The organism is Psychrobacter sp. I-STPA6b, from assembly GCF_020662265.1.
In the GTDB taxonomy this organism is placed as follows: Bacteria; Pseudomonadota; Gammaproteobacteria; order Pseudomonadales; family Moraxellaceae; genus Psychrobacter.
Window position 1 is genome coordinate 344,074 of sequence record NZ_VEWM01000010.1, and the last position, 19,615, is coordinate 363,688.

The following is a 19,615-nucleotide window of genomic DNA, read 5'->3' on the forward strand; positions in this document are numbered from 1 at the left end:
TTCACCACTATTTCGCCATAACCATAGACTGCACCGATTATTGTGCAGACTATGATAAACTGACTATGAGCAACTCTTAGCCCTCTTGTCAGTTTATTTATATTATTTGATGACAGTACGGTGCTTTTTTGTATCCATTGACCAGAAGTTTAACACAACATGATTTATTTAGCGCCGCGGCAAGGCTTGTTTGCCATTATCATTTTTATTAGCTTTTGTATACAGACGTTACTACTGGTCGTCAGTACAGAGCGCCAAATCCATCAAGAGCGGATGCAGTCTGGTGAGCATATGATTTCGCAAATCATAGATGAGACCAAACTGCCTTTATTAAGCCAAGATCGTGTTAGCCTGAGTGTGATTAGCGCACGCTATACTACAGATGATGATGTGGCTAAGCTGGTTATTCGAGATGCAGATGGCAATGTATTGGTACAAACAGGTACAGCACCACTACAACAGGGCGATAAAGTAGAGCAGGTGATCTCTTCTGAAGGTAATGAATTGGGTAGTATTACCTTGATATTAGCTGAGACAAGTAAAGGTGAAATTATCGCCTCACAGTGGGTATTCTTGCTAGGCTCACTCATCATTTATCTTCTCATTTGGCTGCTTTATGGTTACGTGGCTCGCCCAACCAAAGCTCAACTGGCAGCATTGAGCCGAGAAATTCAAGAGCATTATTTTGCACAGCAACCGACTCAAAAATTACGGACACGTCGTGATGATAGAGATGGTGAAAGTGATAGTGATGAACCAGTGCAGACATCACAAAATGAAGAGTCTATCGTTAATACATTAATAAAAGGTGCAGGTGCATCAGCACAAAGTCCGCTGCCAGATAGCCCTGCTCCATCTGCACAAATGCCAAAAAATGTACATCAGCAGCTTAATAGCTATATGCAGTCGCAACGTCAGGAAGCATCGGTATCATCTCAAGTAGCAGATAATGAGCCAGATGAGCGTGCAAAAGTGGCAACTGAAGCAACAGCACACACTAGCAAACCAGCACCTCGAAAAGCAGAGGTAGCAGATAGTATGGATGTAGCGACCATAAAAATTAGCTTTTCTGATAAGTACAACTTGATTGGTAAGCTTGCACCAGAGCAATATGTACCTTACTTTACACTATGTACACAGCTTTTAAACCAAGGGATTAGTGAAGTTTTAAAGCAACCCATCTTTCATGGTGTGATATTGGTTAATCAACCAATGTTTGATGCACAGGGTGCAGAAGTTGTGCTGCAAACTAAAAATAGCCATGCTAAAGTAGCGTTGGCTGCGGTTACTTTGGCGCAGCTATATGTCATGCTAAATGAGATTATTGTTGTTAAGCATCATGAGTTACAACGCTTTGCAGCAAATATCAAAGTTGGTGTGAGTGATGATAATAACCAAAGCCCAATGAGTCAGATGGTTGACAAACTGTGCCGTGATAATGAAGTATTAACCTTATTACCGATGAGTGGGTTAAAACAATTAAGCCAACATATACAGCTGCGGAATTTACCTAAGCCAATGACAGTATATGAGCGTGAATGTGCTTTTGTCAGTGGCGTCAGTGAGACAATGGTACAGCGCTTAGTGAGTATGCGTGATGCAGTTTTGTTATCTGAAGACTAGCAAGATATTGCCTGAGCTGAGTGCATCATCAGTCAGTGAATACTGAGAGCATGGAAAAAATAGCTAAAACATATTGACAAAAGTGAGTGGAAATTTTATAAGACAGTCAGGAAAGACGGTTTTCATTGGCTATAAATTTAGCCAATTTTTACATAAAAGTAAAATATAGTTATAACCCTTTTAAATGCCAATTTAATGGGGGAGAGCTTAATAGCCCCCATAGTATATAAACAAGAGTATATGACAGCTATAGAGAAGCTATATCTGTATGGATACTTTAGTATATATCATATATAGAGTGGGTGAAAACAGGCTTGTATGACTGTTTGTCTTCTAAAAAATCGTGTATTATTTGACCCCCAATTGACCCTGTAAATAAATTAGGAGCATGCGATGAGTGACCCAGATTTAGATGATGATTTTGATGATGATGGCTTTGATGATGATGAAGCGGTCAAGCTAGCTGATGAGGCAGAGAATACGGCACGTTCACGTAGCAGTAGTCTTGAAAAAAGACGACTGATTGACAACTTATTAGAAGAAAAAAGACTAGAGCGAGAGCTAAAAGATGGCTTCGATGATGATTTAGATGATTTTGACGATGACGATTTTGATGATGACTTCTAACTTAGGGTAAATAAGACAAAAGTTTGTCATGCTGTTTAGAAAAATGACTGAGCAAAGAGTCACTAAGTACAGCATCTAAAGGTAGCCAGAAAGTGCTGGCTAAATAAAAATTGTCCTCGCGATAAATAATTTTGTAAAGGTATAAGGATAACTATGACCCACGATGAGTTAATACAATATTTGGACTCAGAGGCAAATGAGTTTGGATTAGATAGCATTGCTACCCATGGGTTTTTGACCGCCACAGTGGTGGGTAAGCCTTTGCCGAATTGGTTATCGTTATACTTTGAAGAGCAAGATGACCGTATTGCTGATGAAATCAAAGAAGCACTACAACGCTGGCAAGCAAGTCTATTGATGGACTTAAAAGATGAAAGTAGCATTGAATTGCCTCTTAGTGTTACTGACAATGATGAAATGGATTTTTCACCAGAATCAGAGTTATCAGCATGGTCAGTAGGGTTTATTGATGCCATGTATGGTGATGAGAGCATTGACTGGTTTTCTGATGAAGACACCAGTGAAGATGTGGCAATGTTGACCTTACCAATGATGGTGTTTAGTGGCATTGATATGGCTGATGGTAGTGAGGAAGATGAAGACCTTGCAGAAATCCGCGCTGATGAAGATGCCCTAGCACAGATGGCAAACAGTATTGAAGGCAACTTGACTGAGTTGTTTTTGCTATTTAATACAACAGACTAAATCATAATCATATATAGGCATCTATTAAATATATAAGTACTTTTAATAGACCTTAGTATATCTGTATCTTGTGTTAACTTCTGATTAATTAAATGGTGGTCATTGTATGCAACTATCCAACCTTGAGCATTTACCTAACTACACCATCACCGAGCGTCTAGATGTTGTCTATGGTAGTACAGTGCGTTCCAAACATGTGGGTAAAGATATTTTTGCAGGATTAAAAAATATTGTTGGTGGTGAGTTGACCTCCTATACAGAGCTATTAGAAGAATCCCGACAAGAAGCCATCGACCGTATGATTGCCAAAGCTCAAACCATGGGAGCAGATGCGATTGTTGGTATCCGTTTTTCTACCTCAAGCATTGCACAGGGAGCATCAGAGCTTTTTGTTTATGGTACTGCTGTCAAAGCTGTACCAAACCACACTGCCAATCATTTACAACCCTAACGTCATAAGTACACTATATAGAATATAAGGACGTACTGATGCTAGAGTGGCTATTACATTTTATTTTAAATAACTGGCTATTTATTATCTTATTTGCCGTGGGCTGGTTTTTTGGTCGTAGGCATGAGCATAGTCATTTGGCAGATCTTGAGCAAACCGAAAAAACACTCGGGCATATCATCATCTCTAACGAACGCTTTTATAAGCCAGAGCTTGCTAATAACTCTCAAGGTGAGCTGGTCATTGGTAGTGTGGTCATTGCTCAAGATTATTTTAAAATGATTATCGCTCAAATCCTAAATCTATTTGGCAAAAACCTTACTACTTATGAAAGCCTGCTTGATAGAGCCAGACGTGAAGCGGTAGTGCGTATGAAGCTACAAGCACAATATCAGGGCTATAACCAAATCTATGGTGTGCGCTTAGAGGTCACTAATATCAATCAGCTTGGCAGTATGGTCGAAGCCATTGCTTATGGCACAGCCGTTTATACCGTGAATAATCCAAAAGTACCGCCACCATTGCGACAATCATAAGTTGTGATAATCATAAAAAGTACCAATATATTTTTACTCTATATTGCTCCCTAATATTTGTTCTATCCTCATTGAATCTATTTTGTCATCAAACCGTCAACTCATAAAACTATGCTACAGCCATACCATTGGCAGTGAGTCATTTATGTTTATCTTAAAAGTTATTGCAGGATTGATGCTTATTTATTTTGTCATTAAGTTATTGATTTGGCTTAATGAAGGGGCAAGTGGCGGTGGTACTGATAGTGGCGGTATCGGAGGTTATAGCGATACTGGCGAATCGAGCGGTGGATTTTTTGACAGTTTTTTTGGTGGAGATGGGGGTGACGGCGGAGATGGTGGAGGGGATTGAGTCTTATTGCTTTGTTGTGTGCTTAGTCATTATTTCAAATAGTCATAATGTGTCCAAAGCAATAGTATCAAACTGGTAAATATTAAATAGATACTAGCGCTTGTCACTCCAATATATAGAGCAAATCCAAAAATTATGGTCGCAATAACTTTTAATGGAATCTTCAGCCAAGCAGGCAATACAGATGATTTGCCAATGATAAACTCCTCATTACCATCTTTATCTTTAACAATCTCCCCTGTGCCTACTTGCAGGCTTTTATAAACCAAGATATATAACACGATATTAAGCGGTACGCCAAAAAAGACTGCAAAGCCTTGGTGTTCTGTTCCCATCGCCTGATAAATCTCATAAGACAACAATATGGCAAATAAAGCTAAAGTAATAGCAAGAACAATCCCCATTATGGTTGAGGTTGTACGAATACTTTGTTCCTCAAATTCGGTAGAGACATTTACAGGGGATTGAGATTTAGATGAGTTATCTGCAACTTTATCAGGCATTTTTTGGTTTATTTATAAGGTAATAGAGGTTAAGTATAACAAAGCACCTAACAAAATTTCCTTATCTGCGTTAAAATCGTCTTATCCTTTTTTTATTGATTTTCTATCAACATTTAACCAACGATAAGACACTAATTATGAGTAATCAAGCCCTTACCCAATCTATCCAACAAGCCCTAAGCCAGTTAGAACATGCCTACAACCCCAGCGAAGTTGAAAATGGTATGTATCAAAATTGGGAATCCAACGGCTATTTTCAGCCCAGCTATGATAGCGAGCAATCCTTTTCTATCGCCTTACCACCACCAAACGTCACAGGTAGCCTGCACATGGGGCATGGCTTTAACAATGCCATCATGGACGCATTGACTCGCTATCATCGTATGCTTGGCGACAACACCCTTTGGCAACCCGGCACTGACCATGCAGGTATTGCCACCCAAATGGTGGTTGAACGCCGACTTAACGCTGAAGGTATCAAACGTACTGACCTAAGTCGTGATGACTTTATTAACAAAGTTTGGGAATGGAAAGAAGAATCAGGCGGAAACATCACCCGACAAATCCGCCGTTTGGGGTCATCGGTCGATTGGTCACGTGAACGTTTTACCATGGACGAAGGGTTATCCAATGCAGTAAAAGAAGTGTTTGTTCGCCTTTATGAGGACGGTTTGATTTATCGTGGCAAACGCTTGGTGAATTGGGATCCAAAATTTCAAACAGCCTTATCTGACCTAGAAGTCGAAAATCACGATGAAAAAGGCTCATTGTGGTATGTGCGTTACTATTTCACCGATAAAGAAGTGACCACCCAAGAGGGCAATAACTATTTAGTGGTTGCTACCACTCGCCCCGAAACCTTGCTTGGTGATACCGCCGTTGCGGTTAATCCTAATGATGAGCGTTACGCTCATTTGGTTGGTAAAACCATTACTTTGCCAATTACAGGACGTATTGTACCGATTGTCGCTGACGATTATGTCGAAAGTGACTTTGGAACAGGTTGTGTGAAAATCACCCCTGCCCATGATTTTAACGATTATGAGATGGGCAAACGTCACGAATTGCCACTGATTAATATCCTTGACGCTTATGGCAATATCTTGGCAGACATGGAAGTATATCCTGACCTGCAAACTCGCGAACCTACCCTAGAATCTATGCCGACAGACCATACAGGCAAACCTTATGCTGGTGTGGAACGCTTTGAGGCACGTAAGCAACTGATTGAGCAAGCCAAAGCCGAAGGCTGGTTAGACAAAATTGAAGATTACGCCCTAAAAGCCCCACGTGGCGACCGTAGTGGCGTGATTGTTGAGCCGTGGCTAACCGACCAATGGTATGTAGCGGTTGAAGAATTGGCAAAACCTGCCATTGAGGCGGTTGAAAATGGTGACATTGAATTTGTACCTGCTCAATATAAAAATATGTATATGGCATGGATGACTGACCTACAAGATTGGTGCATCAGCCGTCAGCTATGGTGGGGACACCGTATTCCTGCATGGTACGATGAGGAAGGCAAGGTGTATGTTGCTCGTGATGAGGCAGAAGTTCGCCAAAAATACCAACTTGCCGATGATATCAACCTACGCCAAGATGATGACGTGTTAGATACTTGGTTTAGCTCGGGATTATGGACATTTAGTACCCTTGGTTGGGCGGACGAAAATGACGACAAACGGGTATTAGAAACCTTTCACCCAACCAGCGTGTTGGTCACGGGTTTTGACATCATATTTTTCTGGGTTGCCCGTATGATTATGCTGACCATGCACTTTATCAAGGATAAAGACGGTAAACCGCAAGTACCGTTTAAAACCGTTTATGTGCATGGCTTGGTGCGTGATGGTAACGGACAAAAAATGTCCAAATCCAAAGGTAACGTCCTTGACCCCATCGACATCATTGATGGCATTGACCTTGAGGCGTTGGTTGAAAAACGCACCAGTAACATGATGAACCCCAAAGACGCCGACAAAATCGCCAAACAAACCCGCAAAGAGTTCCCCGATGGTATCCCTGCTTATGGTACGGACGCCCTGCGTTTTACTTTCTGCTCGCTTGCCAGTACAGGTCGGGACATTAACTTTGACCTAAAACGGGTCGAAGGCTACCGCAATTTTTGTAATAAAATCTGGAATGCCAGCCGTTTTGTGTTGATGAATTGCGTTGATAAAGAGGGCAATGCTCAAACCATCGACCAAACCGCTAATGCTGACGTTTGGGAACTGCCCGAAAAGTGGATTATCAGTCGTCTAAATTCGACCATTGCCAATATTCACAAACACTTTGCCCAATATCGCTTAGATATGGTCAGCCAAGATATTTATGAGTTTATCTGGAATGAATATTGCGACTGGTATGTCGAGCTTGCCAAAGCCAGCCTGAATGATGACTCGGTGAGTGAGGAACGAAAAGCCCAAATCCGTTATGTGTTGCTACACGTATTAGAAACGGCATTGCGATTTGCCCACCCAATCATGCCATTTTTAACCGAACAAATCTGGCAAACCATCGCTCCATTACTGAATGCCAAAACTTGCGACAGCATTGTGACTGCCCCATTCCCACAAGTTAATGAAGGGCAAATTAGCCCACAAGTTGAGGCGGATATGGCATGGTTGCAAGAGCTGATTGCTGGCGTGCGTAACATTCGTGGGGAGATGAAATTGGGTAATGCCATTCGTCTGCCTGTCCTGCTACAAAATATCAGCAGTGAGCAAAGCGACAGCCTAAACCGTATTGAAAACCAATTTAAAGCCCTAGCAAAAGTGGATAGTTTAACCATCGTTGCCGAAGGTGAGAACGTACCGTTATCGTCATCAAGTATGGTTGGTCAGCTACGAATTTTAGTACCGATGAAAGGCTTAATTGACCCCACCGCCGAACTGGCTCGCCTAAGCAAAGCCCAAGAAAAACTACAAAAGCAAGCCGATGCTATCAGCCGTAAATTGGCAAATGAAGGCTTTACTAGCAAAGCCCCTGCCGAGGTAGTCCAAGCCGAACGTGATAAGTTGGCAGAGCTTGAAGGACAGCTTAAGATAATGAGTGAGCAGATGGAGGAGTTAAGGGGGTTGTAGTTTTTATACTATGAATAAGTTTAACTTGAAAATACAGTATTATATTAAAAGCTACTACATATGGATATTTTATGAATTAAGATTTTTTTGGCTTTCATTATTTTTAATATTCTTACCTATATTTCTACTAGTTCTCTTTGCTAATAGCAAAGAGAACTTAATTAGATTAGGTGCATTTTTACAGGCTTTAGGGATTCTTAGTGTTTTTTATGAGATTAATCAAACACGTAAGCAGTTTAATAACAGAGATTTATCTAACTCATTTAAAGAATGGTTGAAAAAGAAACCAAATAAATATGGTTCAGAATTTTATATTGAGCCAGAATCTATTAAAAATAGTATTAAATTATTAGATATAGAGCTTTCTATTCCACCTCACTGGGATGATAATAAAGATATTGAAAGCAATGTTAAAGTATTAATTGATTATGTTAAAAAAAATGACTGTAAACTAAATGAGTTGCGAGATGAATTAAAGTCTTTTATTGTAAAAACAAACAATAATATTTATGATGAGGTTAAGGATACAAAAATATCAGTTAAGAAATTGGAAGAGGAAGTTGAAAATCATGCAATGGGAGGGATAAGAATTACTTTTATAGGTAGTTTATGGATTCTAATAGGTTTAATATCAAGTAGTATTCCAAATGATTTGATATTTGTATTTAATAAAATATCAATTATGATTAAGAGTAATCCAGTATATTTTTACTCTACTATTTGGAGCTTATGTGTGTTTCTATTAGCAGTGTATATTTTTTTAAAATCTAATTATTTTTCAGAGCTAATTAGCAATCTAGAAAATAACAGCTTTGATTTAAAAGATGATAGTATAGAACAGGTATTGGCTCAGCATATGGGCGAGATGGGTTTAGCAGTATTATTCTTCGACAAAATGAATTCTAAAGATATTATATATAGTAATTCTATATTTCTCGAAGTTCTACAGTGGCTATGGATACCTTTTAAGTTTATCTTAATCACCTTATTAATATTGGTCAGTCTTTATTCATATGGTAAATTAGCAGTCATTTATGGAAATAAAAATATTAGTTTTATTATATTTATAATAGTATTATTTTTATCTGTATTTACTTTCGGAATGTTTTTGATTTTAGAATAGAAGATTTAAATTATTTGAACCGTCCACCTTTGAATTCTATTTTGAACCACAAATCATTGAACAGGGCCAATGCTATTTCAAAGATAACCAAGTCAAATGCTTGGTTTAACAGTCAAGACTAATAAGTAACAATGATTTAGCCAATATTCAAAAAGTTTGCCCAGAAATCCTGCCCAAAATCTACATGGTTAGATGAGCTGGATAAAATTGATTGGTAAGATTATATTTGTTATCTCAACTTGTAACTTATCATTAGATTATCTATAGTTAAATAAGCAAATACAACTAAAACACTCTATTAAAAGGAAAATCATATGAATATACAAGAATTATGGAATTTATCCAATAAAGTTGCCATTGTTACGGGTGGAGCAAATGGAATCGGCAAAGCCAGTGCTTTGATGTTAGCCCAAGCAGGGGCAGATGTTGCCATTGGTGACTTAGATATGGATGATGCAGAAAAAGTTGCTCAACAAATCCGTGATATGGGACGCAAAGCCATTGCAGTATCTTGCAATATCTTAAAAGATGAAGAAATGGTTAAAGCCGTTGCAGATACCGTTGAACAGCTAGGTGGTGTGCATATCTTGGTCAACGTGGCAGGTGGTGGTGGTGGTGGACGTGAAGTCCCCGAAAAAATTGATGTAACAGACATCGAAAGAGACTTTAAGCTTAATGTTTATTCCGCATGGCGAATGATACAGTTATGTGCACCACATATGCAAAAAGCAGGCGGTGGTTCAGTGATTAATATCGCCTCAATGGGAGCAGTGACCACCAGTCCGGGTATGAGTGGTTATGCCTCTTCAAAAGCAGCCGTGGTGCATATGGGGGCAAACCTTGCTTTTGATTACCCTCATATTCGTATCAATGCCATTGGACCGGGAGCGACTCGGACGCATGCACTAGAGACGGTGCTTACCCCAGAGATTGAAAAAGCCATGTTGGCACGTACACCCATCAAGCGATTGGGTGAGCCTGAAGACATTGCAGGAGCAGTATTGTATTTTGCCGCACCGATTTCATCATGGGTCAATGGGCAAGTGTTATATGTAAATGGCGGTGGTGTGCAGACATTGGCATAGGTGGATGATTATCCATCATACCTTTCATGTCATCATCATTAAACCAATAAACTTAATATGTAACAGGCAATAAAAAAGGCTTACAATCTGCTGTAAGCCTTTATTTATATGGTACCAGTGGTCGGACTCGAACCGACACGCTTTTAAGGGCAACGGATTTTGAATCCGTCGTGTCTACCAATTCCACCACACTGGCATGTAGGGTCACTGATTACTATCAAATACAGATAGTATTAGTATGTAGGCTGGCTATTATAGCAATATTCCCACAGTCGTCAAGTGATTTTCTGCGAATCTGCTACTTAGCTGGGTGGTTAATATAAAATTCTAACCCACAAACGCACGCTCAACCACATAGTCAGCAGGTACACCCATACGTGGTGAAACTTCCAATCCAAAGTCATCCAAAATTTTAGACACATCGGTATTAAACGCCATACTACCGCACAGCATAGCACGGTCATTTTCTTTACTGATAGGAGGCAGACCAATATCTTCAAATAGCTTGCCTGAGGTCAATAAATCTGTGATTCGTCCTTGATTTTTAAACTCTTCACGAGTGACGGTTGGATAATAAATAAACTTCTCTTTGTACCACTCACCAAAGATTTCATCATTGGGTAGTTCATTTTCGAACATATCTTTATATGCTAAGTCATTGACTCGGCGGACACAGTGTACCAACACAATTTTTTCAAATTTTTCATACACTTCTGGGTCGCGAGCCAATGATAAAAATGGAGCAAGTCCTGTGCCTGTGGCGAGCATATATAGGTTTTTGGCGGGTAGTAAATCGTCAAGTACCAGTGTACCTGTGGGCTTTTTACTGACCAATAATTCTTCGCCAACTTTGATATGTTGTAGGCGAGAGGTTAATGGGCCATTTTGTACTTTGATTGAGTAAAACTCCAAATGTTCTTCATAATTAGGGCTGGCAATCGAATATGCCCGCATTAACGGCTTGCCATCGACCATAATCCCAATCATAGCAAACTCGCCATTACGGAAGCGTAGCCCAGCATCACGCGTTGTTTTGATAGTAAAGAGTGAGTCATTCCAGTGATGTACATGAGTCACTGTCTCAGTGTGAAATTTTGACATATTTTGCCTCTATATTAGTTATCAATAAAGATTTGGAAGTTGAATAATACCTAGTCCTGATTGAGTCTGCTCAGTAAATAGAGCTTTTATAATGGTATTGTAAAATTACGCCTGATATATGTGGCGTTTGTTGAGTGTTTATATTTACTGGAAAGTTCAGCTAATTTTACATGAAAGCAAAAGATAACGTTAGCCCAAGTAAGTACAGCGATGCAGTAAATAATCAATACCCCCAATTAAACTTATTCTATCATAGCAAATTTATGCATATCATAATGCCTTTGCTGATAAAAATACGTGTATTTTGCATGATAAAATGGAATAACGCTGTCAGTAAATGCCATAAAAGAGAAAAGACTGACTCAGTTAGACAACACTTAGAAATAATAAAAATTAAGAAAATCTAAACGTATTTAAAATTATTTTAAAATAATCCTTGCGTTATTAATAAAGCAAGCCTATAATGCACCCCTGCTTAAGAGAAGTTCTGCACCAAATCATTACCTCGTAGTATTAACTTATAATCCTCCGTTTTAATATTTTTTGTTCAGTAGCTATTTGTAAGCGTTACTTGGTCATATGACCATTCATTTTAAAATTAGGATTATATTATGTCAGATACTATTAAAGGTACTGTTAAGTGGTTTAACGAAGCTAAAGGTTTTGGTTTCATCGCTCCAGAAAGTGGCGCAGACGTATTCGCTCATTACAGCGAAATCGTTAGCTCAGGTTTCAAAACTTTAGCTGAAGGTCAAGCCGTTGAGTTCACCGTAACTCAAGGTCAAAAAGGACCTCAAGCACATAACATTACTGCTTTATAATCTATATATTGTTATAGATTTATTCAGTATAGAGAACGAGCCTTATGGCTCGTTTTTTTATGCCTAAGTAAAAATCTTTTTAATATTTAGCATCAAAAACGAAAAAATGACTGTAGCATTGCCTTTAGTAGCTGTATCACATCACTAGAGGCTTTATGATATGTCTGTACTCGTTATCATCTGATATCTACTTTAGTCTTCTTCGACCATATATCAGGTTGCTTATATTTTATACCATGTTTGACTATCTACTGAATAAAAGCCATATTTGCGTGGATTTTTTGTTATAAATCTGTGTTTAGATGACCATACAGAGCTTCGATGAGGGATAATTCACAAGCTTTTATATGAGTAAGTATCAGTGCTGGATATGTACTGAAATTTTAAACTTTTATGTTGCAAGTTTTGCTGGTACTTTATTGCATCTGTCTAGCCAGTTAAGTTGTTTATATTGGAGTTGTTGCAAATAAAATAATAAACAATTGCGCATCTTAATGTTAAGCTATGACAAGTCATATGGAAGCAATCTGTTACTATTTTCTTTCTTAATAAAATGGTTGATTTAAGCAAATAATGATAAAAGTGTGATTATGTCGGTAAATACTCGTAAACTCCTGTGGCATGGCAGTATTTTTTTGCTGACTTTGATGATATTTGTCCTTGCCATCAAAGCATTATATGGGTTAACTCAAAGCATTAGTCTTGATGATGTCTGGCAGGCGATTGATCAGATTCCTAATATTAATATTTTCTTTGCCGTATTGGTCGTTGCTTTTGGTTATTTAATTTTGACTTTATATGATGCGATTGCTCTAAAACATATGGGTAGTCGGCTTCCATTTCGCAAGATTGCTTTTACCTCATTTACCGCTTATGCCATTGGACATACAATTGGACTTGCCGTATTGTCTGCTTCAGGGGTGCGTTATCGTATGTATCGGGTTAGTGGTGTTCAACCTGAGCATATTGCCAATGTGATTTGGTTGGTGTCAATGGCGTTTACTTTTGGTATTTCGACATTGGTGGCGTTGTCTTTGGCGTTCAATCCAGATGCTCTTATTGTGATGTTGGGACAGTTAGATGAGCATTTGGCAAGTGCATCAGCTGGTATCCCAAGCTTTATGAGAGAGCGGGCAGTTATTCAGGGTATGGGTATTGCCATGTTAGTCGCTATTTTGTCGATTATCGTTTGGTCTGGTAAGTCGGGGCGACATGTTAAAATTCGTGGTTGGCGTTTTGATTTACCACCATCATGGATGTTAATACAGCAAATTGTAATATCTATTATTGACTTGGCAAGTGTGGCATTTGTTTTATATCTGTTGTTGCCACAGACAGCAGATATCAGCTTTATTATGGTATTTTCAGCCTTTATCCAGTCGATGATTTTGGCGATTTTAAGCCATGTTCCTGGTGGTTTAGGGGTGTTTGAGGTGACGATGATAGCATCATTACCTCAGGTAGATAAGCCTTATTTATTAGCAGTATTACTATTATTTCGTTTGTTATATTATATTTTGCCATTTCTGTTGGCTGTATTATTTTTTATCATCCATGAGATATGGTTGCGCCTTCGAGAGCGCTGATAATATCAACCAGTTATATAAAGCTGGCTTTCAATACAGTTATTGATAGTTATTGAATTTGTTTTGTTGGTAAGAAATAGCCTTGCGCTTCTGTATTGTTTTGCTTGATTTGAGCCAGTGTTTGTTCAAGGTCTGGATAGCCATTTTGATTGTGGCAAAGTTCATCAAATAGGCTGTAGATAACTCGTGTCATGGCGATGACACTCTGGGTAAGATAGTCAAGTATGCTGTCATTAAGACCTGTATATTCGACATCAATGGCATTTTTAAAGCGAATTTCACCATCTCTTAAATCAATTTCGATATTACCGAGCATTAAGTCGTAGTTAATTTGTGAGGCAAGCGTTAGTCCGGCTGATATTTGCTCAGGTGTGAGTGAGAAAGGTAAGATACCATAGACTGCCAGTAAGTTGTTATGTTCATTGATACGATAAAGACAACCCCACTCAATATCATCACTTTGCATGCCTAAGGTGATATGGTGAATGGACTGGCCCGGTGACGTGATGGATTGTGAGGTGTCACTTTTTGGGGGATAGTGTGTAAACTTCCAGCCTTTTTTGCCAAGGTACTCTGTAACAGTTGTTGTAATGGCGCTTTTTTCTTGTGCTGTTTGTTTTTGTTTGATATTGGGTTGTTTGTCTGTGGTGTTAATGGTGGAGGTTTTTGCATTAGTAGAGCTTTTTACCTCTTGGGTAGGTTCTTGTTGGGCAGATTCTTGAGTTGTTGCCTTGGTTTGTGACTGCATACGTCCACGTAGAGCTTGTTTGACTTTTTGCCATAGTGTTACTTTTTTCGTTTGTTTTTTATGTTTGGTCATGATTTTAAGTGCTTGCCTATATTGTTATAAAGATAATTATTAAGTGAGCAGGTGTTTCTCTGATAGAGATTCACAGTCAGTTCTGTCTGTTAAGTGATTCTAGCATAGTTTTAGTAGAAGCCCAGACAATATACAGAAGGTATATAGTTTGCCTACTATAAATCTACCACAGCGTTAATTTCACTCAATGTACTAGGTTGTACTATCTACATTATCTGTTTAGATTGGGTTGCCTTGTATCTATTGTAGACTTTTTCGACTCTATTTGGATGGATAGACAGTTTTGAATAGATAGTTTTGAGTGACGATGAGATATTATGGCAATGTTATTTATTGGTGATAAATAGTAAATATAGGAATATAGGGTTGGATGAGTAATACAGTGCCAGCATTCTTTGGCTATCAGCAATGATAAGGCGTGATAGTGGATAAAGGATAATTCTATGAGTATAGACAATATACAAGCCCCCGCATCATTGCCAGTATTATCTCTGGACAATGTGACTGTGCAACGTGGTGATTTTGCATTATGTACAGGTGTGTCCTTACAGTTGCAGGCAGGACAGATTTGTCATTTATTGGGTGCAAATGGAACAGGAAAAACGACCTTGCTGATGCAGTTGGCAGGTCTGTTACCAATTCTACAAGGTACCGTATCTTATTTGGGTCAGCAAGGGTTGCCTGTTCAGCCCATTTATGTGACTCATCAGTTAGGTATTCATCCACATTTAACAGTAGCACAAAATTTACAATTTTTGCTGAATTTATATGGTGTGGAAGCAAGTACAGAACAGCTTGCTGATGCATTGGATTGGGTCGGATTATCTGGTTTTGAGGCAATGAGTAGTGCGCAGTTATCAGCAGGTCAGACTCGACGTGTTACCTTAGCACGTTTATATCTAATGACCGCACAAAGAACACCCTTGTGGTTGCTTGATGAGCCATTTACGGCTTTGGATGTTGATATGGTGGCACATTTGGAGAGGCATTTACAACGTTTCGTTAGTGAAGGTGGTGCAGTATTAATGACCAGTCATCAGCCAGTGCAAGTGGCAACACAGCATTTGGATTTATCTGATTATATAAGTGTTGATGAGTGTGATATGGATGAGAGATATGATGAGTTTAATATCTCTGATGATGATACGATATAATAGCAAGATAATATAATGAATCATAATATGAATAAATAGCGCCTATGATACCAACTGAGCAACCAATATCTGAGCCTAAGGTAGGTTTGGAAGAAAATTATTCTGAGGTCAGCCGTGTTATGAGCCCTCAAAGTATTGGCTTTGTGCAACTGTGGCGACGAGAGTGGCAGGTTAAGCAACAAGGTGCGGTACAATGGTTATATCCCTTAGTGTTGTTTTTGGTCATCATCACATTATTTCCATTAGCAGTGGGTAGTGAGCCACAGTTATTACAGCGTTTGGGTGTACCAGCCGTATGGATTGCAACCTTATTATCTTTGGTAATGGGCATTGATGGTATTTTTAAGTCAGCGCTGGATAATGGGACATTGACGCAACTGGTAGCTTCTCGGGCATCTATTCCAGTATGGACATTGGTACGGTTATTGATACATTGGCTATTTAGTAGTGGTTTGGTTGCGTTATTAAGTTTATTGGCAGTGCCGTTATTTGGACTTTCTTGGAGTGAGGCAGGATTATTGTCGCTATCAATTATAGTGGGTAGTCCAATATTGTTAATGCTTTCAGCGATTGCTAGTAGCTTAACGTTATCATTAAAAAATGGTGCTGTGTTAGTACCCTTAATTGCACTACCAATGCAGTTACCAGTTTTAATTTTTGCTACAGGTGCGGTTGATTTGTTTAGTACAGGTATGAATGCACTGCCTATTTTAGCTTTGTTATTGGCAGGTAGTATTATAGCGGTTATTATCACCCCGTGGGTCATTGCACTGACATTACGTATGTCATGGCTTAATTGATGCCGTTTTTTTGCTATAATATGCTTGTCAAAATATAAGTGTCTACATTATTGAATGTTGATGCACTTGATTCCCTTTCTTCTGGCTTTAAAGGTTAAACCCCATGCCAAATGCCAATAATCTGCACAATCCTTCCTTTTTACAACGTCTTTGGCAAGGTTTTTTGACCACTGTTGGTACACGTGAGTTTTTCCGAATCTTTGCACCATGGGTAAAATGGCTAGCAGGTTTGGCAACGATATTTCTACTCATTGGTAGCATATGGGGTCTGGCGTTTGCACCACCTGATTATCTTCAGGGTAATAGCTATCGCATTATTTTTATTCATGTGCCAACGGCAAGTATTGCATTGTCTATTTATTTTGCTATGGCAGTGTTGGGCGTTATCTTTTTGGTATGGCGTATCAAAACTGCAAATCTAGTGGCACAAGCGATTGCACCGATTGGCTTTCTACTGTGTGTATTGAGCTTATTAACTGGCTCAATTTGGGCAAAGCCAACATGGGGAACATTTTGGGTGTGGGATGCACGGTTAACCTCTATGTTAATTTTGGCATTTTTGTATGCAGGCGTGATGGCATTATTTATGGCATTTGAGTCATCACCAAATCGTGGTAAAGCGGCAGCGATTTTATCTATTGTTGGTGCTGTTAATCTTCCCATTATTAAGTATTCAGTGAATTGGTGGAATACATTGCATCAAGGTGCAACTTTTACCATCACAGATGCACCAAAAATGTCAGCAGATATGTGGTTGCCTTTATTGTTAATGGTTATTGGTAGTTATTTATTGGTTGCTGCTTTGGCAATATATCGTACCAATACACTGATTTTACGCCGTGACCAAAACAAGGCATGGGTAAAAGAGTATGTCAGACAGCACTGAGAGTGTATGTCATTTTATCAGGTGGCATAAGACGATACATGTGATGATTATGCAATTGTGGTCGTCTTATTATTCGCCAATCTAGCCCGTCATGAACTAATCCATATTAAGGAATTGTGAATGCAGCCATATTTTTATACTTTCCAAGAGTTTCTAGCAATGGGCAAACATGGTGTTTATGTTTGGAGTTGCTGGGGACTGACTGTGATGGTCATCATGGGTTTTATTTTATATAGTCGCCAGCAGCGCCAAGCGGTTATTAAACAGCTACGAGTGCAGCAAGCCCGTCAACAACAGACTCGGACGCGCAAGCACGTTACCTCAACTCGTCAGTAGTTAGTAGTCACTCATAAGCAGATGGATAGTTTTATTTGTCTGTCTTTGCAGTTTTTGTATTTGCATGATTGATATTAAGTTTTAAGTGGGTGTTTATAGCCCATTTGATGGTTGCAAAATACATACTGGGAAGATACGTCATGGAAAATCATCTATTGCATAATATGGCAATTTTGAGTGATGCTCATTCCTTCTTTTATATTTCTAGATAAGGTCGATTTATGAATCCTGTCCGACGCAAAAAGCTGATTTGGGTATTGGCGACACTTGCTGGTGCAATTGTTGCGGTAGTTTTGGTTATTTATGCCATTGGTCAGCAGACAGATTTTTACTTTGATCCCACTGCGATTGCTGCTGGTGAAGCACCACAGGATAAACGTATTCGAGCTGGCGGTATGGTAGTTGCTGGCAGTGTAAAACGAGATCCAAGCAATGAAGTTAATGTGCAGTTTGAGATTACGGACTTTAATGCTACTGTTCCCGTCACTTATCAGGGTATTTTGCCAGATTTATTTGCAGAAAATTCGGGGGTGGTTGCCACAGGAAAAATGCAGGGTGATACTTTTGTTGCCAGTGAAGTGCTAGCAAAGCATGATGAAAACTATATGCCACCAGAAGTAGCCGCTTCACTGAAGCAAGACCATGTTGCTCGTGGCGTATCACCAGATGCAGAGCAGTTTAGCCCTGCTATTCCAGTAGCTCAGAATGATGAGCAAGGAAATCGAGCCACAACCACTTTAGAGTAAATATAGTTGAAGAGTAATTAAATGGCGATGATGGCTTGACGATTACTGTTTGCTGAGGTGACCATTATTAAAAAACCACACCAATATAACTTGGTGTGGTTTTTTCTATGACTTAATCATAAATATAATCAAGTGTTAGATACAGATACTAGCACTTTTATTGAGCGATTACTGAGCAGTTGCTTCTGCTTGCTCATCAGTTGTCGCTTGTTCTGGTTGCTCTCCCCAGATTTTTGGATATTTATAGCCAGGGAAAGTCTCATGTGCATATTGTTTGAAAGCATCAGAGTTATAGGCGTTGGTGACATCTTTTACCCAAGGCTGATCTTTATCTGCAGTTTTTACAGCAGACCAGTTGACATAGGCAAAGCTAGGCTCTTGGAATAGTGCTTCAGTTAGTTTGATGCCTGAGTCAGTGGCATAGTTACCATTGATGATAGCAAAATCTACTTCATCACGCGCACGTGGCAACTGAGCTGCTTCTAGCTCTTTGATATCAATTTCATATTTGCTGTTATCTGCGATGTCAGATTTTGATGCTTTTAATGGGTCAATACCATCTTTTAGCTTAATCCAACCTAGCTCATTCATCATGACCAATGCACGTGCAAAGTTACTTGGGTCATTTGGTGCAGAGACACTCATACCTTTATAAGCTTGGTCAAGTGATGTTTTCTTACCTGAGTAGATGCCTAAAGGAGCGGTTGGTACTTGGAATACTTCAACTAAGTCTAAGTTATGTTCATTTTTAAACGTATCTAAGTAAGGCTTATGCTGGAAGACGTTGATATCTAAATCACCTTCAGCCAAAGCTAGATTTGGACGTACATAATCTGTAAAAGTTACCAATTTTACTTTATAGCCTTGAGCCTCAAGTTCTTTTTGGATATTGTTACGAACCATATCAGCAAAGTCACCTTCGGTTGTACCAATAACGATGGTTTCTTTATTTGGGTCAGATTTAGTAGTCGCTGCTGTCTCAGTTTGTGATGTTGCGTCTGTTTCAGTGGTATCTGTATTCTCTGGTGTAGAGGCATTATTACAGCCAACCAAAAGTAAACCACTGAATCCGGCTAGGGCAAATGTTGTTGCCAGTTTTTGTGCGATGGTATTGCCTATCATAAAGGGTGATTCCTTATGTAAAAAGATGGAGCCATAATAGCACCAGAGCTTTGGGTATTAAAAATTTGCCTACTTTACCACAGTTGAACATAATTATGTTATGTTCGTATTGACTTTTTATATGACATTTATTCATTAAATATTGAATGTCATAT

The 19,615-nt window shown here is 39.0% G+C and carries 20 protein-coding genes and 1 tRNA gene; 16 read left to right on the forward strand and 5 right to left on the reverse strand.

The window, feature by feature from the left end:
• The first annotated feature begins 159 nt into the window (after positions 1–159).
• From FHK88_RS01795 to FHK88_RS01820, 6 genes are all read left to right on the forward strand, one after another.
• The gene (locus FHK88_RS01795; protein WP_227429065.1) at positions 160–1,623 is read left to right on the forward strand and encodes a hypothetical protein; all 1,464 of its coding nucleotides are present in this window, start codon (positions 160–162) and stop codon (positions 1,621–1,623) included.
• A 393-nt stretch (positions 1,624–2,016) separates the two neighbouring features.
• On the forward strand, positions 2,017–2,250 hold the full coding sequence (locus FHK88_RS01800) for a PA3496 family putative envelope integrity protein (protein ID WP_227429066.1): 234 nt from the start codon (positions 2,017–2,019) through the stop codon (positions 2,248–2,250).
• 153 nt (positions 2,251–2,403) lie between these two features.
• On the forward strand, positions 2,404–2,955 hold the full coding sequence (locus FHK88_RS01805) for a UPF0149 family protein (protein ID WP_227429067.1): 552 nt from the start codon (positions 2,404–2,406) through the stop codon (positions 2,953–2,955).
• Between the two features lie 106 nt (positions 2,956–3,061).
• Positions 3,062–3,406 carry a YbjQ family protein gene (locus FHK88_RS01810; protein WP_227429068.1) on the forward strand — a complete coding sequence of 115 codons (345 nt, stop codon included), beginning with the start codon at positions 3,062–3,064 and terminating at the stop codon, positions 3,404–3,406.
• Positions 3,407–3,444: 38 nt separating this feature from the next.
• Entirely contained in the window at positions 3,445–3,942 is a 498-nt protein-coding gene (locus FHK88_RS01815; protein WP_227429069.1) for a YbjQ family protein, read from the forward strand.
• An 82-nt stretch (positions 3,943–4,024) separates the two neighbouring features.
• Entirely contained in the window at positions 4,025–4,294 is a 270-nt protein-coding gene (locus FHK88_RS01820) for a hypothetical protein (RefSeq protein ID WP_227429070.1), read from the forward strand.
• 29 nt (positions 4,295–4,323) lie between these two features.
• Here the strand turns inward: FHK88_RS01820 and FHK88_RS01825 are convergent, their stop codons facing one another.
• Positions 4,324–4,797, reverse strand: a complete 474-nt coding sequence (locus FHK88_RS01825; protein WP_227429071.1) for a hypothetical protein — start codon at positions 4,795–4,797, stop codon at positions 4,324–4,326.
• A gap of 137 nt (positions 4,798–4,934) precedes the next feature.
• On the opposite strand from FHK88_RS01825, the gene FHK88_RS01830 reads away from it, so the two are divergent.
• The 3 genes from FHK88_RS01830 (at position 4,935) to FHK88_RS01840 (ending at position 10,088) form a co-directional block, all read left to right on the forward strand.
• Positions 4,935–7,880, forward strand: coding sequence for a valine--tRNA ligase (locus tag FHK88_RS01830; protein ID WP_227429072.1), 2,946 nt, complete (start codon positions 4,935–4,937; stop codon positions 7,878–7,880).
• A gap of 10 nt (positions 7,881–7,890) precedes the next feature.
• Positions 7,891–9,003: a hypothetical protein gene (locus tag FHK88_RS01835; protein WP_227429073.1), complete on the forward strand. Its 1,113-nt coding sequence runs from the start codon at positions 7,891–7,893 to the stop codon at positions 9,001–9,003.
• Positions 9,004–9,317: 314 nt separating this feature from the next.
• Entirely contained in the window at positions 9,318–10,088 is a 771-nt protein-coding gene (locus FHK88_RS01840) for a glucose 1-dehydrogenase (RefSeq protein WP_227429074.1), read from the forward strand.
• Between the two features lie 109 nt (positions 10,089–10,197).
• Here the strand turns inward: FHK88_RS01840 and FHK88_RS01845 are convergent.
• Positions 10,198–10,284 (reverse strand) — tRNA-Leu (locus tag FHK88_RS01845).
• A 131-nt stretch (positions 10,285–10,415) separates the two neighbouring features.
• Positions 10,416–11,189: a ferredoxin--NADP reductase gene (locus FHK88_RS01850; RefSeq protein WP_227429075.1), complete on the reverse strand. Its 774-nt coding sequence runs from the start codon at positions 11,187–11,189 to the stop codon at positions 10,416–10,418.
• A 611-nt stretch (positions 11,190–11,800) separates the two neighbouring features.
• On the opposite strand from FHK88_RS01850, the gene FHK88_RS01855 reads away from it, so the two are divergent.
• Both FHK88_RS01855 and FHK88_RS01860 read left to right on the forward strand, forming a co-directional pair.
• A complete protein-coding gene (locus FHK88_RS01855) occupies positions 11,801–12,010 on the forward strand; it encodes a cold-shock protein (RefSeq protein WP_227429076.1) in 210 nt (69 codons plus the stop codon).
• Between the two features lie 590 nt (positions 12,011–12,600).
• Positions 12,601–13,596 (forward strand): UPF0104 family protein, encoded by a 996-nt coding sequence (locus FHK88_RS01860; RefSeq protein WP_227429077.1) that lies wholly within the window; start codon positions 12,601–12,603, stop codon positions 13,594–13,596.
• Positions 13,597–13,645: 49 nt separating this feature from the next.
• Here the strand turns inward: FHK88_RS01860 and FHK88_RS01865 are convergent, their stop codons facing one another.
• The gene (locus FHK88_RS01865) at positions 13,646–14,416 is read right to left on the reverse strand and encodes a YbjN domain-containing protein (protein ID WP_227429078.1); all 771 of its coding nucleotides are present in this window, start codon (positions 14,414–14,416) and stop codon (positions 13,646–13,648) included.
• 443 nt (positions 14,417–14,859) lie between these two features.
• Between FHK88_RS01865 and ccmA the strand changes: the two genes are divergently transcribed.
• The 5 genes from ccmA to ccmE all read left to right on the forward strand — a co-directional run bounded on the left by ccmA (position 14,860) and on the right by ccmE (position 18,338).
• Positions 14,860–15,570 (forward strand): heme ABC exporter ATP-binding protein CcmA, encoded by a 711-nt coding sequence (gene ccmA, locus FHK88_RS01870; RefSeq protein ID WP_227429079.1) that lies wholly within the window; start codon positions 14,860–14,862, stop codon positions 15,568–15,570.
• Positions 15,571–15,689: 119 nt separating this feature from the next.
• On the forward strand, positions 15,690–16,370 hold the full coding sequence (locus FHK88_RS01875; protein ID WP_227429197.1) for a heme exporter protein CcmB: 681 nt from the start codon (positions 15,690–15,692) through the stop codon (positions 16,368–16,370).
• A gap of 103 nt (positions 16,371–16,473) precedes the next feature.
• Positions 16,474–17,256 (forward strand): heme ABC transporter permease CcmC, encoded by a 783-nt coding sequence (gene ccmC / locus FHK88_RS01880; protein WP_227429080.1) that lies wholly within the window; start codon positions 16,474–16,476, stop codon positions 17,254–17,256.
• 120 nt (positions 17,257–17,376) lie between these two features.
• Complete coding sequence (ccmD, locus tag FHK88_RS01885) at positions 17,377–17,592, forward strand: heme exporter protein CcmD (RefSeq protein ID WP_227429081.1); 216 nt, start codon at positions 17,377–17,379, stop codon at positions 17,590–17,592.
• Positions 17,593–17,813: 221 nt separating this feature from the next.
• Complete coding sequence (gene ccmE / locus FHK88_RS01890; protein WP_227429082.1) at positions 17,814–18,338, forward strand: cytochrome c maturation protein CcmE; 525 nt, start codon at positions 17,814–17,816, stop codon at positions 18,336–18,338.
• Between the two features lie 168 nt (positions 18,339–18,506).
• Here the strand turns inward: ccmE and FHK88_RS01895 are convergent, their stop codons facing one another.
• Complete coding sequence (locus FHK88_RS01895; protein ID WP_227429083.1) at positions 18,507–19,460, reverse strand: MetQ/NlpA family ABC transporter substrate-binding protein; 954 nt, start codon at positions 19,458–19,460, stop codon at positions 18,507–18,509.
• Between the last annotated feature and the right edge of the window lie 155 nt (positions 19,461–19,615).

Coding starts and splice junctions, on each gene's coding strand:
- FHK88_RS01795 (WP_227429065.1), top strand. CDS start 160: ATGATTTATTTAGCGCCGCGGCAAGGCTTGTTTGCCATTATCATTTTT.
- FHK88_RS01800 (WP_227429066.1), top strand. CDS start 2,017: ATGAGTGACCCAGATTTAGATGATGATTTTGATGATGATGGCTTTGAT.
- FHK88_RS01805 (WP_227429067.1), top strand. CDS start 2,404: ATGACCCACGATGAGTTAATACAATATTTGGACTCAGAGGCAAATGAG.
- FHK88_RS01810 (WP_227429068.1), top strand. CDS start 3,062: ATGCAACTATCCAACCTTGAGCATTTACCTAACTACACCATCACCGAG.
- FHK88_RS01815 (WP_227429069.1), top strand. CDS start 3,445: ATGCTAGAGTGGCTATTACATTTTATTTTAAATAACTGGCTATTTATT.
- FHK88_RS01825 (WP_227429071.1), bottom strand. CDS start 4,797: ATGCCTGATAAAGTTGCAGATAACTCATCTAAATCTCAATCCCCTGTA.
- FHK88_RS01830 (WP_227429072.1), top strand. CDS start 4,935: ATGAGTAATCAAGCCCTTACCCAATCTATCCAACAAGCCCTAAGCCAG.
- FHK88_RS01835 (WP_227429073.1), top strand. CDS start 7,891: ATGAATAAGTTTAACTTGAAAATACAGTATTATATTAAAAGCTACTAC.
- FHK88_RS01840 (WP_227429074.1), top strand. CDS start 9,318: ATGAATATACAAGAATTATGGAATTTATCCAATAAAGTTGCCATTGTT.
- FHK88_RS01850 (WP_227429075.1), bottom strand. CDS start 11,189: ATGTCAAAATTTCACACTGAGACAGTGACTCATGTACATCACTGGAAT.
- FHK88_RS01855 (WP_227429076.1), top strand. CDS start 11,801: ATGTCAGATACTATTAAAGGTACTGTTAAGTGGTTTAACGAAGCTAAA.
- FHK88_RS01860 (WP_227429077.1), top strand. CDS start 12,601: ATGTCGGTAAATACTCGTAAACTCCTGTGGCATGGCAGTATTTTTTTG.
- FHK88_RS01865 (WP_227429078.1), bottom strand. CDS start 14,416: ATGACCAAACATAAAAAACAAACGAAAAAAGTAACACTATGGCAAAAA.
- ccmA (WP_227429079.1), top strand. CDS start 14,860: ATGAGTATAGACAATATACAAGCCCCCGCATCATTGCCAGTATTATCT.
- FHK88_RS01875 (WP_227429197.1), top strand. CDS start 15,690: ATGAGCCCTCAAAGTATTGGCTTTGTGCAACTGTGGCGACGAGAGTGG.
- ccmC (WP_227429080.1), top strand. CDS start 16,474: ATGCCAAATGCCAATAATCTGCACAATCCTTCCTTTTTACAACGTCTT.
- ccmD (WP_227429081.1), top strand. CDS start 17,377: ATGCAGCCATATTTTTATACTTTCCAAGAGTTTCTAGCAATGGGCAAA.
- ccmE (WP_227429082.1), top strand. CDS start 17,814: ATGAATCCTGTCCGACGCAAAAAGCTGATTTGGGTATTGGCGACACTT.
- FHK88_RS01895 (WP_227429083.1), bottom strand. CDS start 19,460: ATGATAGGCAATACCATCGCACAAAAACTGGCAACAACATTTGCCCTA.